Annotated in this window: 18 protein-coding genes and 4 pseudogenes; 11 read left to right on the top strand and 11 right to left on the bottom strand. The window is 54.7% G+C overall.

The genetic code is table 11. The features are described 5' to 3' along the window. Positions 1–408 (top strand): zinc ribbon domain-containing protein (locus tag APY94_RS09665; protein ID WP_157065522.1); only part of this gene is annotated, 408 nt, incomplete at its 5' end. Here APY94_RS09665 and APY94_RS09670 read toward each other — a convergent pair. Continuing rightward, positions 405–1,004 (bottom strand): GNAT family N-acetyltransferase, encoded by a 600-nt coding sequence (locus APY94_RS09670; RefSeq protein WP_058939433.1) that lies wholly within the window; start codon positions 1,002–1,004, stop codon positions 405–407. The genes APY94_RS09665 and APY94_RS09670 overlap by 4 nt on opposite strands. A 45-nt stretch (positions 1,005–1,049) precedes the next feature. Between APY94_RS09670 and APY94_RS09675 the strand changes: the two are divergent. Next, a pseudogene (locus APY94_RS09675) lies at positions 1,050–2,005 on the top strand (transcriptional regulator). Between the two features lie 21 nt (positions 2,006–2,026). On the opposite strand, the gene APY94_RS09680 reads toward APY94_RS09675, so the two are convergent. After that, positions 2,027–3,277, bottom strand: a complete 1,251-nt coding sequence (locus APY94_RS09680) for an HD domain-containing protein (RefSeq protein ID WP_058939434.1) — start codon at positions 3,275–3,277, stop codon at positions 2,027–2,029. A gap of 232 nt (positions 3,278–3,509) precedes the next feature. Between APY94_RS09680 and APY94_RS09685 the strand changes: the two genes are divergently transcribed. From APY94_RS09685 to APY94_RS09695, 3 genes are all read left to right on the top strand, one after another. Next, positions 3,510–3,827 (top strand): hypothetical protein, encoded by a 318-nt coding sequence (locus APY94_RS09685; protein ID WP_058939435.1) that lies wholly within the window; start codon positions 3,510–3,512, stop codon positions 3,825–3,827. A gap of 197 nt (positions 3,828–4,024) precedes the next feature. Then, positions 4,025–5,119: a DUF835 domain-containing protein gene (locus APY94_RS09690; RefSeq protein ID WP_058939436.1), complete on the top strand. Its 1,095-nt coding sequence runs from the start codon at positions 4,025–4,027 to the stop codon at positions 5,117–5,119. A 315-nt stretch (positions 5,120–5,434) separates the two neighbouring features. Further along, positions 5,435–5,635 carry a hypothetical protein gene (locus tag APY94_RS09695; RefSeq protein ID WP_245610456.1) on the top strand — a complete coding sequence of 67 codons (201 nt, stop codon included), beginning with the start codon at positions 5,435–5,437 and terminating at the stop codon, positions 5,633–5,635. A gap of 29 nt (positions 5,636–5,664) precedes the next feature. On the opposite strand, the gene APY94_RS09700 is transcribed toward APY94_RS09695, so the two are convergent. Continuing rightward, complete coding sequence (locus APY94_RS09700; RefSeq protein WP_058939437.1) at positions 5,665–6,855, bottom strand: molybdopterin molybdotransferase MoeA; 1,191 nt, start codon at positions 6,853–6,855, stop codon at positions 5,665–5,667. Between the two features lies 1 nt (position 6,856). Continuing rightward, positions 6,857–7,372, bottom strand: a complete 516-nt coding sequence (locus APY94_RS09705) for a MogA/MoaB family molybdenum cofactor biosynthesis protein (protein ID WP_058939438.1) — start codon at positions 7,370–7,372, stop codon at positions 6,857–6,859. A 101-nt stretch (positions 7,373–7,473) separates the two neighbouring features. On the opposite strand from APY94_RS09705, the gene APY94_RS09710 reads away from it, so the two are divergent. After that, on the top strand, positions 7,474–8,064 hold the full coding sequence (locus tag APY94_RS09710) for an adenosylcobinamide amidohydrolase (protein WP_058939439.1): 591 nt from the start codon (positions 7,474–7,476) through the stop codon (positions 8,062–8,064). 4 nt (positions 8,065–8,068) lie between these two features. Here the strand turns inward: APY94_RS09710 and cobT are convergent, their stop codons facing one another. Then, positions 8,069–9,073: a nicotinate mononucleotide-dependent phosphoribosyltransferase CobT gene (gene cobT / locus APY94_RS09715; RefSeq protein ID WP_058939440.1), complete on the bottom strand. Its 1,005-nt coding sequence runs from the start codon at positions 9,071–9,073 to the stop codon at positions 8,069–8,071. A gap of 68 nt (positions 9,074–9,141) precedes the next feature. Here cobT and APY94_RS09720 point away from each other — a divergent pair. After that, a pseudogene (locus APY94_RS09720) lies at positions 9,142–9,747 on the top strand (cobyric acid synthase); the annotation flags it as partial. A gap of 39 nt (positions 9,748–9,786) precedes the next feature. Here the strand turns inward: APY94_RS09720 and APY94_RS09725 are convergent. After that, positions 9,787–11,098, bottom strand: a pseudogene (locus APY94_RS09725) (RNA-guided endonuclease InsQ/TnpB family protein). A 105-nt stretch (positions 11,099–11,203) separates the two neighbouring features. Here APY94_RS09725 and APY94_RS09730 point away from each other — a divergent pair. After that, positions 11,204–11,572 (top strand): annotated as a pseudogene (locus APY94_RS09730) (cobyric acid synthase); the annotation flags it as partial. On the opposite strand, the gene APY94_RS09735 reads toward APY94_RS09730, so the two are convergent. From APY94_RS09735 to cobZ, 5 genes are read right to left on the bottom strand one after another with little or no spacing between them, the layout of a single operon-like run. Beyond that, entirely contained in the window at positions 11,569–11,781 is a 213-nt protein-coding gene (locus tag APY94_RS09735) for a hypothetical protein (protein WP_058939442.1), read from the bottom strand. The pseudogene APY94_RS09730 and the gene APY94_RS09735 overlap by 4 nt on opposite strands. Further along, complete coding sequence (locus tag APY94_RS09740) at positions 11,778–12,317, bottom strand: NTP transferase domain-containing protein (protein WP_058939443.1); 540 nt, start codon at positions 12,315–12,317, stop codon at positions 11,778–11,780. The genes APY94_RS09735 and APY94_RS09740 overlap by 4 nt, the downstream gene beginning before the upstream one ends. A 45-nt stretch (positions 12,318–12,362) precedes the next feature. Further along, positions 12,363–13,058 (bottom strand): adenosylcobinamide-GDP ribazoletransferase, encoded by a 696-nt coding sequence (gene cobS / locus APY94_RS09745; RefSeq protein ID WP_058939444.1) that lies wholly within the window; start codon positions 13,056–13,058, stop codon positions 12,363–12,365. Continuing rightward, positions 13,055–13,264, bottom strand: coding sequence for a hypothetical protein (locus APY94_RS09750; protein ID WP_245610457.1), 210 nt, complete (start codon positions 13,262–13,264; stop codon positions 13,055–13,057). The genes cobS and APY94_RS09750 overlap by 4 nt, the downstream gene beginning before the upstream one ends. 31 nt (positions 13,265–13,295) lie before the next feature. Next, positions 13,296–13,724 (bottom strand): alpha-ribazole phosphatase CobZ, encoded by a 429-nt coding sequence (gene cobZ / locus APY94_RS09755; RefSeq protein ID WP_058939446.1) that lies wholly within the window; start codon positions 13,722–13,724, stop codon positions 13,296–13,298. A gap of 42 nt (positions 13,725–13,766) precedes the next feature. Here cobZ and APY94_RS09760 point away from each other — a divergent pair, with 42 nt between their 5' ends. Genes APY94_RS09760 through APY94_RS09770 form a run of 3 tightly spaced genes read left to right on the top strand, consistent with a single transcriptional unit; the run spans position 13,767 to position 16,338 of the window. Then, complete coding sequence (locus APY94_RS09760; RefSeq protein ID WP_058939447.1) at positions 13,767–14,513, top strand: uracil-DNA glycosylase family protein; 747 nt, start codon at positions 13,767–13,769, stop codon at positions 14,511–14,513. After that, positions 14,501–15,385 carry an adenosylcobinamide-phosphate synthase CbiB gene (cbiB, locus tag APY94_RS09765; protein ID WP_058939448.1) on the top strand — a complete coding sequence of 295 codons (885 nt, stop codon included), beginning with the start codon at positions 14,501–14,503 and terminating at the stop codon, positions 15,383–15,385. The genes APY94_RS09760 and cbiB overlap by 13 nt, the downstream gene beginning before the upstream one ends. Next, entirely contained in the window at positions 15,370–16,338 is a 969-nt protein-coding gene (locus APY94_RS09770; protein WP_058939449.1) for an aminotransferase class I/II-fold pyridoxal phosphate-dependent enzyme, read from the top strand. Before cbiB ends, APY94_RS09770 begins: the two co-directional genes overlap by 16 nt. Positions 16,339–16,346 lie beyond the last annotated feature (8 nt).

Raw genomic sequence — 16,346 nt, forward strand, 5'->3', positions numbered from 1 at the left:
TCCAACAAGGGTAAAAAGCAGAATTATCTCCTCTCCCACGTCTGGCGGTTTAATTACGTTATCAAACGCTTGAAGGAAGTTGCTGGGGAGTATGATATTCGGGTTTTGGTTGTGGACGAGGTTTTCACGTCTAAGCGTTGCCCCGTTTGCGGGAGGCCTCACGAGGGGGCTCGCTTCCTTCGTGGTTTGTTTAAGTGTCCCGAGACGGGGCTTGTCTTCAATTCAGACTTGGTTGGGGCGTTTAATATTTTGAAGAGGGCTGTGGGAACGATAACCCTGAACTTGGGCGGTTTGTACGCTCAAGGGAGGGGTAATTGGGGGAAGGCCGGGCCGGAGGGGTCTAAGACCCGCTTTTTAGTGGGTTTGAATGAGACCCCTCAAACCTCTCCGCCTTTAACGAGGGGTTAAGCCGAACCCTCGCCCTTCACGGCAGGGAGGAGGTCAGCGTTCGTTGGACTTTCATTTATCGCATCCTGCTCCCTGAACCGCTCGTACATCAGCACATCAACAAAGCCCTCCCCCGGGACGTACTGGTGCTTCCTCCAGCGGCCGGCAAGTTTGAAGCCGTTCTTCTCAAGAACCCTTATCGATGCGATGTTTGTCTCGAAGACGTGGGCATAGACCTTCCGCAGGTTGAGCCATTCGAAGGCGTATTCGAGGGCGAGCTTTACAGCCTCGCTGGCGTAGCCGTGGCCCCAGTGCCTTTTGGCCAGGAAGTATCCCAGCTCGGCGCGCCCGTTGTGGTGGTCTATCCTGTGCAGCCCCACAAGTCCAACGAGGGAGCGCGAGGAGTTCTCCATGATCGCAAATACCTTTTCGTGCTTCTTTTCCCGCCTCAGAGCCTCGTACCACTCCAGCTCGTCCTCGTAGAAGAATATCTCCTCCGGGAAAGAGAGGTACTTCCTGACATCGCGGTCGTTGTACCAGAGCCAGACCTGCCGCAGGTCGTCCTTCAGAAGCATGCCTATCGACACGAGACTTCCCCTTAGTATGATCGGCCTCATAGCAACACCTTAACTTTATATAAGCCGTTTGCGTATTTAAGAGTGATGGACAGGGGAAGGCTCATACGGACGGTTGAGGCGATACTCAGGGGCACGGGATATAAAACGGCGCGTATGGAGTTTAAGGGCTCGTGCTTTGACATAGTGGCGAGCAGGTTATTCCTCTTGCTCTTTATAAAGGTGGCCACCAACATAGACGCCGTCACCGGGGAGCAGGCGGAGGATTTAAAGAGACTGGCCCGCTTCTTCAAGCTTCGCCCCTGATCGTCGGCCTAAAGACGAAAAACGCCGAGCTTGAGGAGGGTGTCGTTTACGAGAGGTTTGGAATCTATGCCCTCAGACCCGAGACCCTCTACGACGTTCTTGTCGAGAACGAGATGCCGGCAATATTCGCCGAGCGCGGCGGCTTTTACGTGAGGATAAACGGCGGCCTATTGAGGAAACTGAGGGAGAAGTACGGATACTCAATAAACGAGCTGGCGCAGCTCCTCGGCGTCTCCAGAAAGAGCCTCAACAACTACGAACGCGGTGAGCAGGCTGTCTCGCTAGAGGTTGCCATCCGCCTTGAGGAGCTCTTCGACGAGCCCCTGGCGGAGCCCATCGACGTTCTCCACTCAACAGTTGAGGCCAACCTCGACGTTACCCCGGAGACACCGCTTGAGAGGGAGATATTCGACCGCCTCAAGGAGCTGGGCCTCGGCGTTGTCAAGGTCAAGAAGGCCCCCTTCAACGCTGTGTCGAGGGAGGATGAGTTCAGGATCCTGACGGGCATAGACGAGCGCAAGACCCGCTCCACAGTCAAGCGTGCCGAGATGGTGGCGGAGGTTGGCAGGATAATAAACAGCGACGGTATATTCATACTCGAGAAGACCAGAACCGAGGTCGTGGGGGAGGTTCCCCTTATCCCGAAGGACAGCCTCGATGAGGTGAGGGACGCCGACGAGCTCATAGACCTCATAGAGGAGCTGAAAAAGGAGATAAAGAAGCAGCTCTTCGGCTGATCGCATTCCGGCGGTGCCCCTTCAGCTGAACAGCACCTTTCTCCAGGTCTCCCGCAGTTTGGGTACGTACTCCCCCGGTGACGCTATGAGGACGGCCCAGCGCGGCGTCTGGCGCCTCTTTAGGGCGTTGGCCAGGGGCGTAACCCGGGTCAGCGGCTGGATGCTTCCGTCGTCCAGAAGAACGTTTATCTCCGTTGCCTTAAGCCTCGGCTCGCTGAGCATGAGGTCCGCTATGCTGAACTCCAGGATCACCTCTCCCTCCCTCGCACCAACCGCATCGGCGAGTGCCCTTTCTATCTCCTGCCTCCTCCTGACGTTCCTGTACGCTGTCAGCAGCTCCCTCTTTTCCTCGGTACTCAGTTCGTCGGCGTTTGCCAGAACCGCGGCCTTGTAAAGCTCCCTGTACTTCACGCGCCGCACCATCTCCGCGGGGAAGCCCTCGAGATCCTCCAGCTCCACAAGAACGCGGCAGTCGGTCATCTTCCAGAAGTCCCAGAGGTGGCCCTCCTCCAAGGCGAACTCCAGGGCCCGGGTGAGCATTCCCTCCGCTATCTTCACGGTGTGGTGGAAGTAAACGCGGGAGTACATGAGGGAGCGGGCGACCATCATGCCCTCAACGGCCTCGATGCCCTTCTCATCGACAACGAGCTCGCCGTCGTGAATCCGGAGAACCTTCATGAGCCTCTCCAGGTCGATTATGCCGTGGGCGACGCCGGTGTAGTGGGCGTCCCGGACCAGGTAGTCGAGCTGATCAACGTCAACATCGCCGTGCAGCATCTGGCCGAGATAGCGCTTTTCGTGTTTGCCGAGGATGAGGTTCGCCACGTCCGCCGGTTCGAAATCATAGCCGTAATCCTCAATTATCTCTGGAATCTGGCCGCCGTTCCAGCTCTCGGTTATGTTGACCTTGCCGAGAACTATATCCTGTCCGAGCCGCATGTGGTCGTGCTCTTTAACGTAGTGCTTGTATATGCTCTCGAATGTGTGGCTGAAAGGCCCGTGCCCGATGTCATGGAGCAGGGCCCCGACCTGAAGGAGCATGCTTTCATCCTCGCTCAGTCCAACTTCTGCGGCGAGTCTTCGGGCTATGCTCCACGCGCCGAGGGAGTGCTCGAACCTGCTGTGGTTGGCACCGGGATAAACGAGGTACGCGAGACCGAGCTGTCTTATATTCCTGAGACGCTGGAACTCGGGGGTTTTGACGAGGTCAAGAATGAGTCCTGTGAGCTTCATGCTGCCATGGATACCGTCGTGAATAATTTTCCCATTCATCGCTATCACCGCTGAAAATTTGAGAACAGGCTTAAATAAATTTTCGGCATTGTGACAATGGCACGGTGAAATAGCGGAAAGGGAATGTCCAGGGCTTTTCGGGGTTATGACCTCCCATCCAGCGTGCCTGGTCCCTTCCCGCCCCCCAGGGCAAGTTTTCAACGGAAAAAATGCAACCCTGGCTGGGTTGTTATAGGGAAGGTTTTTATACATCGGCGCCTATTATTATGCCATGGACTGTATGAGCCTGCTGGAGGGGGTTTATGCTGGCCCTTTGAACATTCCTGAGCCCACTACTGGACATCTTCTGAACATGCCCGGGCATCAATTCGTCGGCACCCGGTACTGGAGAAAACTACCGGGTAGGGCGACCCAAAATCTTAAAGAAATCTCCGACAGGAGTTCAATCGAAGTCTTTGAAGGCCTTCTGAACCCGGAGGCGGCCTGCGCAATGGGCGGCCCTGGGTCGTGTCCAGATACTGCAGAAGTAGGGTTCGTTTTTACCGGAGATCGGGCATTGAACAGAAACGCACCACAGCTCATCGGGTGAGTGATACTGCATTTCCTCCCAGGAATAGCGGCGATGGCTGCAGAATGTGTCCTATGAATAAGGACATCTTCAAACTGTCGCGGCCCGTCCGGAGATCTGCCGCCGAGTTCGAGAAGGGGAGGCGCGGCTAGGGTGCTTCCTTTGAACCCCCTTCAAATGGGACTGCTTGAACGTTACACATGATATGGGGTGAACCAATGGACGGTACCCAAACAATCCTCATGGTTGAGGCATTCATAGTTATGCTGGCGGATTTAACCGCCGCAACGGTGATATTTAAAAAGTACCTCTCAATCCGCAGGAAATCGGTACTCGCCTTTTCCCTGGCGTGGGTATTTGATTTCATCTTTGTCCTTGCCAGTGCCTTCCAGGATGTGGGCTGGCTTGAGGTTGTTGGATTGATCTCACTGCCCCTATTTGCGGGATTGATGTTCTACGGCTCGGTTCTGTTTATGGGGGAGGAAAGCCTTGGAATACGCCACGGCAACTTGGGAAAAATGGGACTCATGCCGGTTATGTTCATGTTTTATATGTACGCCACATATTACTACACGAACAACGCCCTGTGGACCGCCACGGTAGCCGCCTCATTTGGTATAAGCGGGGTTTTCGTCGTTGGGGCGGGGACTCTGCTGTGGGACGTGAGGGAGATTTATCATAGTGCCGTGAAGTACCTTTCCATAGGCATTATCTTCTTTGGACTTCACCTGATTCCCGCCGCAATTTTAGGCGCCCATACTTGGTACATGCCAGGGGGGTTCACACTCTCAACGGTTCTCATAGTTGAGATGGCATGGGCCATGCTTCGTCTAGTGCACATGGACACTTTTGAGAACATTTCAAAAAGCGTTCCATCGGAGATAGACATGAGCCCTGGAGTGATGGTGGTGGATCAGAAGAGCTACATTCAGCTCAAATCCGTCCTTGCGAACTCCCCAGTCCTTGCATTCATACGCAATGTCTCCGACATTCCGGAGACGTGGACATACTATTTCGTGACAACGGTTCCCTTTGAAAGGGCTGCCAAAACGCTTTATCCAACTGATTTGGCTAAGATGGTGGAAATCTCCTACCGCTATATGGAGAAAGTCTCCGCCTCCGGCGGCAGGGGCGTTGTTGTTATTGACTGCCCGGAATACCTCGCGGTTTACAACTCCTGGGAGAGCCTTATGAAATTTCTCTCGAAACTGCGGGACATTGTCGTCATCAACAATGGCACCCTGATACTGGTCGTTGAGAAGACCAGCTTCGACCCCCAAAGGTGCTCCCAGCTAGTACGGCTTATGGAGTGAGGCAGCTTTATATACCCTCTTTTTCAACGTGTTAATGCCCCCGCGCGAGGACTCTGGGGACGAATGAACCAGAGTGCGATGCGGGGGCTACAGCCCGGTCTTACAGCGAGGTCCCCGCGGGAGGGCCTTCCGCGTTACGGAGCACAATGGCCGCGGGAAACCCAGACCGGGCACAGACGGCCCGCCTGGGTTAGCCCGCCTGAGCCCGCCGTCTGGCATCGATGAGGGCGGGAGTTACGGGCGGGCCATAGCATAGTAACATTCCGTGGAGTAAGATTTATTAGCCTCTTGTGATAGTTTTATCCGGGGATATGTGTGGCAGGTAGGAAGAACCCCAGGGACGACGAGGAAGAAAAAATCAGGGACGTTCTCCCGTGGGGAAAATCGAATTTTCTCAGTGATGTTATTGCGGAAAGGAAAAGGGAGCGCAGTGATGCCCTTGAGATAGTGGAGAATCTCGTTGATCCAAACGTCCTCCCAGATGAGGTTAAGCCCATAATAAAAAAAGCCGGATAAAAAGGAGCTGATTGGGGAGTGATGGGCCTCTAGTACAGCACAACCTCGACGGTCTCTCCCTCGAGGTACCCCTCGCTGTCCTCTGGGATTTCTATGTACCCGTTGCTCTCCACCAGCGAGCTTATTATTCCGCTGCCCTTCTTCTTGATCGGCCTGGCTTCTCCGTTCTCGTACCAGACCTTCACGAACTCGTGCCTTCCGAGCTGGCTCGAAACGCGCTCGGTGAGCCTTGCCCGAACCTGGACCTCGTAGTCCCTAGCCCCTACCAGCTTCGCAAGGGCGTGCTTGACGTAGAGGTGGAACTGGGCGAAGACAGCTACCGGATAGCCGCTCATTATGAAGACCCTCTCACCGTAGCCTACCGGCCTTCCGGGCTTTATCGTCGTACCGTGGAAGAGCAGTTTGACGAAGCGGTGGGCGAAATCCTTATCGCCGAAGGCGGAGCCGCCCGTGACGAGGACGAGGTCGCACTCTCCCCTTGCCCTCTCTATTGCAGACCTGATGGCACCTTCATCGTCTGGAACGACGCCATAGAAAACCGGCTCGCCGAAGTACTGTCGCACCAGTCCCATGAGCATAATCGAGTTGCTCTCCATAATCTTCCCGGCCTTCAGCGCGCCTTCATCGAATTCCTCGATGAGCTCGTCGCCCGTGATTATTATCCCGACGCGGGGCTTCCTCTTGACCTTCACGCTCCTGAAGCCGATGCTCTTGAGGAGCGCAAGGTCTTGAGGCCTTAAAACCTGCCCCTTTTGAAGGACAGCCTGCCCCTTCTTCACGTCCTCTCCCGCGAAGGCCACGTTCTGGCCCGGGGCAACCGGCCGGAGAACCCTTATGACCTCTCCCTCGCGCTCGACCATCTCCTGCATGATGACGGCATTCGCTCCCTCCGGCATCTTCGAGCCCGTCATTAGCTTCACCGCCGTGCCGGGTTCAACCCTCGCTCCGCTCTCCTCCCCGGCGACTATCTCGTCCACGACCCTGAGTTCAACCGGACTGTACTCCCTCGCCGGGAATGTGTCCTCCGCCCGGAGGGCATAGCCGTCGACGGCCGAACGGTCGAAGGGCGGGCTGTCTATGGGGGAAACGACGTCCTCGGCCAGAACCCGTCCAAGGGCCTCGGAGACGGGAACCTCCTCGACGTCCTCAAGCTCGCTAACGTCTTCCAGCACCATTTCAAGGGCCTCTTTATACGGAGTCAGCCGTTTGAACTCTCTCACGTCACTCCCTCCCGTGTTTGAGTACGTGGCCGGCCTCTTTGAGGATAATTCTGATTCCAGTCCTTGCCGCGCCTAGACTGCCTGGCAGGCAGAAGACGGCCATAGTTCTGCCGGAGCTCCTGATTATCCCGGCGGTTGCCCTCGTCATGACCGCGGCGGTGCCTATCTCCTCATAGCTGAGAAGCCTGAAAACCTCGCCGAAGCCTGTCAGTTCTTTGTCGAGGAGAGGCCTGATGCTCTCTATCGTCACGTCCCTGCTGGCTATCCCCGTTCCACCCGAGGTTACCAGAACCTCTGCTCCCGCCCGGAAGGCCTCGACAACGGCACCGATTATTTCCATCTTCTCGTCGGGAACGACCGCGTAGTAAACCTTCTCATGTCCGGCCTTCTCCAACTCCTCGATGAGAAACTTCCCGCTCTTATCCTCCTTCTCGCCCCTGCTCGCGGTGTCGCTAACCGTTATGACCGCGAACTTAAATTTCTTTGGAGCCTTTCTCTTGTGTTCCTCCGCTCCCATATTACCACCCGATTAAGCTTGTTCCCGAACTTAATAACCTTTCAGCAAACGGAAGCGTTTAACGGCGCAAGCGTTATATCCCCCGGAGCGGACGGTCGTTCATGAGGTTCGATCACTTCATCAAGCGCTTCAACGAGCCGCTGCTCGCTCTGAGCAACGCACCCCACAGAGGTGGCCTGACGAAAGCAAACGGCTTCTTTTTCATGATGGTCTCCAAGAACTACGCCGGGAACTACCGGAAGGACTGTGCGGACTTTGAGAGGGAACACAGGCTCAAAAACTTCGTGGGCTTCATGACTGCCGCGGAGGTGGGTGAGGTTCTCTCGGTTGCAATGAGCGGGAGTGTTACGGCCTACGTCACGGCTGGGATAACGAACCCCGCCGTGGCCGGTGATGTGCCACCTCCCTGGACACCGGGGACGATAAACATCGCCCTCGTCATCGAGAACGGCCTGACCGTCGGAGCGATGGCCAACGCGATAATGACGGCAACCGAGGCGAAAACCTACACACTGCTGAGGCTTGGCTACAACGCCACCGGGACGACGAGCGATGGAATCGGCGTTTTTGCCTTTGAAGGAGAAACGGAGTGGGCCGGAACCGCAACTGAGCTTGGAATAAGCATCGGAAAAGCCGTCAGGAAGGCACTTGAGGAGAGCATTGAAAAGTGGGAGAGAACAAGGAAAAAGTGAACCTTCACCCCCTCATCTCCATGAGTCTTCTGTAAAGCTCCTCCACTTTTCCACTGACGTCTTCTGGAGAGAACCCAGCTTTCACGGCCAGCCACGTGGCCCCACCAGCCCCAACCCCTTCCTTCACGTAGCCCCTCTCGTAGTCCCTCAGCCCCCTGAACTCGCTCTTCGAGAAGTCTAGATCGGCGGCGTAGGTTATTACCCCTATCTCCTTCGCAGTTTCAAGGAACGTTGCACTCCTGTCCTGAACTACCCACTTCGTGGTTGCTATCATGAACCTGTCCATGTTCTCACCGAGCCCCTTGAGTACCGCAGAGACCGCCAGCATCTGGGTTCCTCCCGCTAAAACGACATTCTTTCTGAATCCCATGGAAATTCCAACCACCGCGGCAATCATGGGGTCGCCGAACTGTCTGAGGGCTTCAAGAGGTCTCTCCGCTAGGTCTCCGGCCTCAATCCCGGCCCGCCGAAAGCCCTCCGTGATGATCCTCTCCTTGAGGTCGGTTGGATTATTGGGGGAGGCGGAGGAGGTTCGCGCGTCATAGCCAAGGGCCCGTAAGACCGCCTGGGCTGTAGTAGTTCCGCCGGGTGTGGATTCGCCGATAACAAGCTCTTCAAAGCCGGTTTTGTTGAGCTCCTCACCGAAGAGCTTGGCGAGGCGAACGATTTCCCCGAACTCCGGGAGGGCGGGTTCCTTCCTGAAATCCCTGCCAACGTGTCCGCTGATGTGCACGTGGGGAACGAGCGGCGCCAGATACGTGCCGGCGCGGACTATCATCAGGGGAAAGCCGGCAAGTTCCCTGGCTGCCTTGGTTATGATTGCCGGCGTTGGGTGCCCCTCGGGGGTAACGGGTATCACGTCAATAATCCTCGGCATCTCGTAGAAGAGGTACTCCGCATCTGCCGGCGGGGTGAGCTTTGTCAGCTCGGGCGTCGCTCCTGCAACGCTTATTCCCGGAACGGTGCTTATCTCTGTGTTTCCAAGAACTACAAGCATGAGGCTCTTCATGACACCACCGCTGGAGTTTTTATCCAGTAGGTTTATATGTCCTTCGGCCAACTCCAACCGGTGGGAGGATGGGAAAGGCCCTAATGGTCCTTGGAACTTCCTCCGGGGCGGGAAAATCGCTCCTCGTTACTGCACTATGCCGGATTTTCTCGAACCTCGGCTACGACGTCGTCCCCTTCAAGAGCCAGAACATGAGCCTCAACTCGGCTCCGAGCATCGAGGGCGGTGAAATCAGCAGGGCACAGTATCTGCAGGCGATAGCCTGCAGGAAGAAGCCGAGCGTGAAGTTTAATCCCATTCTGCTCAAGCCCGAAGGAAGAATGCGGAGCCAGGTCGTCTTCATGGGGAAGCCAGTAGGGAGCGTCTCAGCGAGGGATTACATGATCTCAAGGAAAGAGGAGCTCTTCAGGAATGCGATGGCCGTTCTCGACGAGCTCAAGGAGGAACACGACCTTGTAATCATCGAGGGGGCTGGCAGTCCCGTTGAGATTAACCTCAAGGACTACGACATAGCCAACACGCGCGTAATGCTCCGCGCGAACGCGAAGGGAATTCTCGTGACGGACATAGACCGGGGTGGAAGCTTCGCAAGCATAGTCGGCACGATGGAGCTTTTGAGGTCGAAGGAGAGGGAGAGGATAATCGGCTTCGTCTTCAACAAGTTCCGCGGAGATAACTGACCTCCTTCCCGTCGTGAAGGGCGAGGGTTCGGCTTAACCCCTCGCCAGGCTCGGGGAGGTTTGAGGGGTCTCATTCAAACCCACTAAAAAGCGGGTCTTCAACCCCTCTGGCCGGGCCTTCGGCCAATTACCCCTCCCTTGAGCATACAAACCGCCCAAGTTCGGGGTTATCGTTCCCATAACCTTCTTCAAAATGTTGAAAGCCCCCACGAGGTCAGCGTTCATAACAACACCCTCCCTATGGCACTTAAACAAACCTCTAACAAAGCGGGCATTCTTATGGCGTTGGCCACAGAGAGGGCAGGATTGAGAAGTAAAAGCCTCATTCACGACTTCAACCCCGATACCATACTCCTCAGCGACCTCTTTTAGACGTTTGATAACATAATTGAACCTCCAAACGTGGGAGAGAATGAAATTCTGCCTCCTACATTTCTCCGAGTTCCGAGATATGCCTTTCGGATAACCAATGACAATCCTCGAAACTCCCAAATCATAAAGTCTTCGAACCGTTTGTCTAACTGCTGTATTAATGTAATGCCTTGCTTGGAGTTTGGCCTTCACGTGCAGTCTTTTGAGTTTTCTACTGTTCTTTGCTCCACTCTTGTTGAGTTTAGACTGATAGTCAGCAACAACCTTCCTAAAGTAGAAGTCAATGGCTTTTAAAGGTCTTCCATTCACAAGAAAGCTTTCGCCGTTCTCAACATAGATGGCCATTAGATTGTTCACTCCCAAGTCAATGCCGGCGGAAAGGTTCCCTTTGGGCATTCTTGGGACGCTTACCCATTGGTTATTGATTAGCTTTTCTTCCGCTTTGTATGAGATGTGAGCATACCACTTTTGTTTAACGTCATCGTAAACGATTTCTAAGCGTCCTTGCTTGCCTTTGAAGTGTATTCTGCCCTTAAATTGAAGTTTTAATCTCCCAAACTTTCCGAGGCGTCTGATCTCGATAACGTTATTATAAATCCGATACTGGTCGTTTCTGATTGGGATTATGAAGATTTTCTTCCCGTTATTTTCCTTAACAAAACCGGGCGGTTTTGGTTTGAACCATTCTGGGAGTCCTCCACTCTTTTTTCTTGTTTAGGCGGAAGAATGAACGCCAGCTTTCAGCGTTCTTTCTCGCTAAGGTTTGAACTGTTGAGCCTCCAATCCAGCCCTTAAACTGGTAATAGGCTTCTTGTTGTGTTCCCAAGAAGTTTATATTGCCAAATTCTTTGAACTGTTTTAGTCTTTGGTAATTGAGTTTGTTCCAGATTACTGCTGAAGCGTGGGCTAACTCGAAAAGAATTTCTTCTTGTTCCTTGCTTGGTTGGAGTTTAACTGTTACTGTTCGCTTCATTTCAAGGTATGGTGTGATTTTAAAGCTTTAAAAGGATATTGCTTTCTTGGTTAATTGCTTAAGGTTGGTTGTTTGTCCCCGCCCTAAAGGGCGAGGTTTGGGTCAAGAAGAAAAAATCACCTTAAGGCCGAGGTTCTCTGGGGTCCAGCTGAGGGCATGGCAGTCGAGGGCTACGAGATACGCTTCGGCAGGAGCACCTCGGAGAGGCCCTTCTCGGTCATAACGTCGGTGAACGGGGCCAGAACATTCGAGCCTGAGGGTGCAATCGGGAAGAGTGCCTTTGGAACGTACCTGCACGGAATATTCCACAACTTCGCCTTCACCGAGCGCTTTTTGAACCTCCTGAGGGGGGAGAAAGGCCTTGAGCCGGTCTCAGTTGCCGGCTGGATCATAGAGGAGGAAATCGAGAGGTTCGCAAGGCTCGTTGAGGAGAACCTCGACGTGGGGAGGATTCTAGCGGAGCTGGGACTTTAAAAATAATCTTCTGGGCTTTCAAGCTCCTTCGGCGGATGTCTCTTAGTCCACCAGAGCTTCAGGTGGATGTAGATGTAGAAGCCGAGGAAGACGAGCAGGCCCACCGCTATCAGAACCACCGCGAAGAGCAGAAAACCGAAGAGGGACAGGACTGCAAGGAGCAGGAAGAGGACAAATGCGACGGCCCCTTTAATCTCATTCCCTTTCATTTCCCCACCAGCCTCGCTATCCTCTCGGCGAGATTTAACTCTTCCGGTGTGTTCACGTTCAAAGCTAAGAGCGGGTTGCTCAGCTCGAAGAACTCCTCGCCTTCGGTTCCAACGGCGTTGAGGCCGACTATCGCGTAGCCCCCGTAAGTTACAGGCTTGAGATCCCTCGGAACCAGCCTCAAGGGAAGAACGCCCGTCAGGCTCGTTTTCCAGTCAAAGGCCCGTTCTATGGCCTGAAAATCTCCGGCCCTGACGAAGGGTAAATCCGCGGAAACGCCCACGAACGGCCCAAACTCGCGGAGGAGATATATTATATCCTCAACGTAGCCCTTTCCGGGCGTCTCCATGAATGGAACTCCCTCGCGGAGGCACAGCTCCCTTGTCCTTGGGGTGTTCCTTGAGAGGGCGACGATAATCTCGTCCACCTTTTCGGCCTCCCCGTAAACCCTCAGGAGCATCGGCACCCCGGCGACCCTCAGAACGGGCTTTTCCCTGCCCATTCTGCTCGACCGCCCGCCGGCCATGATGACTATCATGTTCCTACCTCCGAACAACCGTTAAGACAGTTAAGAGACGTCCTCTTAGAGCCCCTGCCAAACCAGCGCCATTCCTAGAAGCGCCCCAGCCCGGGTTATCTCCGCCACCGCCCCGATGCAGTCGCCGTTAAGCCCGCCGAAGTTCCGCAGGGAAACGTGAATGGTGTAAAGCCCTGCCAGCAGGCCTAGAAGGAATGAGATGGAGCGTGGCTCAAGGAAAACCACTGGGAGGAGCGAGATAACGTAGAGGGCAGTTCCAAGAATGAGTTGTCTCCCGCTCATTCCCTCCATGAAGAACCTTCCAAGACCCCGGCCGAGGGCCTTTTTTGTCGCCAGAGCGAGGAGCATGGCGAACTTGGAGTTCAGCTCCGCCAAAAAGAGCGCGTAGACCGGAACGAGTGGGAGCGAGTAAACCTGCAGGAGGAGAACCATCACGACAGCGAAAACTCCCGCTATGCCCGTGTTTAAATCTTTCATCGCCTTTACCTTCCTCTCCCTATCGCCCTTGACCATTATCCCGTCCGCCCAGTCCGCCAAGCCGTCGAGGTGGAGGAGGCCTATCGTGAAGTAGAGCGCAAGAACCGCTAAAACGTTCCCAAGCGGAGGATTGAGGTAGAGGACTGCAGTTGGAAGGGCCGAACTGAGGAAGGCAACCAGCGGGAGCGCCCAGAGCTCTCCTCGGGCCTTCTCGAAGTCTCCCCTAACCGGCAGTCGAGTGAAAAAGGGAAGGAGGTTTCTCACAGGCTCACCTCACGATTTTCCTCGAACTCCTGCCTCAGAGCGGACAGCTCGTTTTCATCAACGAACGCTATCACCGCTCCGCAGTCAAGGCAGAGCCAGGGTGTCGCTTCAATAACGGGCTTTAGTATCCCAGTTAACCTGCTCTTCCAGGGGGGCGCCCAGAAGAAGCGGGCGTAACCTGCCCTTCTAGTTTTGCTTTTTACCATGGTTCCACCGCAGAGGGGACACTTCCGGGCCTCAATCTCTCTGGCCACCATAATCACCCTCAAAGAGTCTTGTCATACAGCCCGCTATAAATCCTCCGATTGCGTCGTCTAAGAATGGAGGTAGCTCCGCGAGGATTCCGGGCTTTCTCGTGTCGTAGTAGAAGAAGTTGAAGAGCGCCATCTTGCCGCCGATGTATTCGGCGATGCTTATTCCAATCAGCTCATCGGCGACGAGGTTGACCGGGTCGCCTTCAATTTCAAAGTTCTCTTCCAGAAGTAAAGCGGCCGTGAGCAAAGCCTGAACGTTGATGTCCCCAAGGTAGTGAAGCATCAGCTCCCTGAGTTTTCGTTCGACTTTCCCCCGCTCCTCCCCTATGTAGAGTTCCATGGCAGTTTCAAGCATGGAGCCGAGGGTTACACCTTTTGATTCAAGCCGGCCAAGAAGGTTTTCAATGTCCATGCGACCACCAGAATTATAAAGCAGTTGGATGTTTTATCCTTTATGCTGCTGAGGTTTAAAGAGCTCAGAAAAGTTGGTGGTGTTTACATAAACCCCCGGAACTTCAAGGTCGCACCCCTCTTTATCCGGGACTGGAGAGACCTTGTCAGTCTCGATGAGGGAACGTATGGGGTATATGCCCGGACGATTTACAATCCGAAACAGCGTTTTCTTATTATGGACGAAAAAGATGAAAAAATCGCTAAGGAGCTTGAGGGCCTCTACCGCGAGCTTCTCAAAGATCCCCTGAGGTTCTGCCGCGAGGAGTACCACCGCTATCAGCTCCAGGTCGGCGAGTTTAAAGGACTGCCCTTCGCCAACGGCTGGGCTGGCTCAGGAATTGTCCTCGTTGGCGAGGCCCCAGGGAGGCAGGGTTGCGGAAAGACGGGAATATGCTTCTATCGCGACGCCTCAGGCATGCTCCTCCGAAAGACTCTCTTCACCCTGGGCCTCAATCCAGACTTCGTCTACATAACCAACGTCGTGAAGTGCAACCCGCCTAAGAACAGGCTGAGGGGCTTCGGTGAGGGCGAGCTTGAGCTACTCGAGAGGGAGCTTGAGGTGGTAAAGCCAAAAGCCATCTTCGCCATCGGCAGGACGGCTGAGAAGGCTCTAAAACGGCTCGGCTTTGAGTTCACCCACCTCAGGCACCCGACCTGGTATGTGCGCAGAGGCCTAAGGGAACCAAACGAGGAAATACTGGAAGAGTACTCGACCATAAAGGAGGCCTTTGGGGAATGGACGTTCTGATGGTCTTTCTCCTCGCCCTGCTCTGGGACCTGCTCCTCGGAGAGTCGCCGGCGTTAGTCCACCCCGTCGTGTGGTTCGGAAAGCTGGCCGGATTTCTTGATAGCGGATGGAAGCGAAGGGGTCATTCCCCGGATTTTCTTGCAGGGGCTTTGGTGGCCATAATCGTCATAATCTTTGCATTGGCTCTCTCATTCCTCCCGTTTTGCCTCCCATTGCCGCTGAACTACGCTTTAGCGGTTTACCTCCTCAAAAGCTCCTTCGCGATTAGGAGCCTCCACGAACACGTGGCAAGAACGGTAACTGAAGACATCGAGGAGAAGAGAAAAGCGGTCTCAATGATAGTCAGCAGAAACACTGAGAACCTCGATGAAGGACACCTCAACTCGGCCTCGATAGAGAGCCTCGCCGAGAACCTCAACGACTCTGTCATAGCTCCGCTCTTCTACTTTCTCCTCTTCGGCCTTCCGGGTGCGCTGGTCTACCGCGCGGTGAACACGCTCGATGCGATGCTCGGTTATCGGAACGAACGCTACGAGTTCTTCGGCAAGTTTTCCGCCAGGTTAGATGACATACTCAACTTCATTCCGGCTCGCTTGACGGTTCTCCTCTATCTCCCGCTCGGAGGGAGGAAGGTTCTCCAGCACTACCGCCTCGCCCGCTTCAAGCTCAACTCCGACAAGCCGATCGCTGCGATGAGCGCGGTCATTGGAGTCTGGCTGGAGAAGCCCGGCGTTTACCGCTTTCCGGGCAGAGAGCCAACTAATGAAGACATAATGCGCGCTTTGAAAGTTTACTGGCTGGTCGTTGCCGAATGGGTGATTATCGTTGCTCTACTCCTCGCAAAGGAGGTGTTCCCATGCTTGAGCCCGTGAAGTTTTCAACCTACCATGGTGGAGCGAGGAAAGATGGTTTAATCGACTTTTCGGCATCGCTCAACCCGTATCCTCCGGAATGGCTTGACGAAATGTTTGAACGCGCGAAAGAGCTTAGCAACCGCTACCCCTACTACGAGAGGCTTGAGGAGGAACTCGCCGAGCTGGTGGGGGAACATCTCACAGTGACGGCAGGCATCACGGAGGCCCTCTATCTCCTCGGAATCCTCGCGCTGAGGGGAAGAAAAGTCCTGGTCCCTCGCCACACCTACGGCGAGTATGAAAGAGCTGCCAGAATCTTTGGGGCTGAGGTTGCCAAAGGCCCGAACGAGCCGGAAAAGCTGGCCGAACGCGTCGAGAGGAACTCCGTAGTCTTCTTCTGCAACCCTAACAACCCCGACGGCAGGTTCTACCGCGTTAAGGAGCTTAAGCCCCTCCTCGACGTCGTGGAGGATAAGGGAGCGCTTCTCGTCCTCGATGAGGCCTTCATAGACTTCGTTAAGAACCCAGAAAGCCCCGAAGGGGAGAACATCGTAAAGCTCAGAACCTTCACGAAGAGCTACGGCCTGCCGGGGATAAGAGTTGGCTACGTCCTCGGCTTTGAAGAGGCCTTCAGAAGCGTCAGAATGCCCTGGAGCATAGGCTCAACGGGATTGGCATTTCTTGAGTTCGTAATCGAAGATCGCTTTGAGCACTTCAAAAAGACGATGCCTCTCATCTGGCGCGAGAAGGGGAGGCTTGAGAGGGCTTTGGGCGTCAAGAGCGACGCCAACTTCTTCATAAAGCGCGTAGAGGATGCAGGGAAGTTCGTTAAAGCAATGAGAGAGCACGGAATCCTCGTGAGGGACTGCACGAGCTTCGGTCTGCCGGAATACGTCCGCTTTTCGGTTAGGAAGCCGGAGGAGAATGATATTCTAATTGCGGAGTTCAGGTGTGTTTTAAACGGCCTTTAACAATACGT

Origin of the sequence: Thermococcus celericrescens, from assembly GCF_001484195.1 — an archaeon.
Classification (GTDB): domain Archaea; phylum Methanobacteriota_B; class Thermococci; order Thermococcales; family Thermococcaceae; genus Thermococcus; species Thermococcus celericrescens.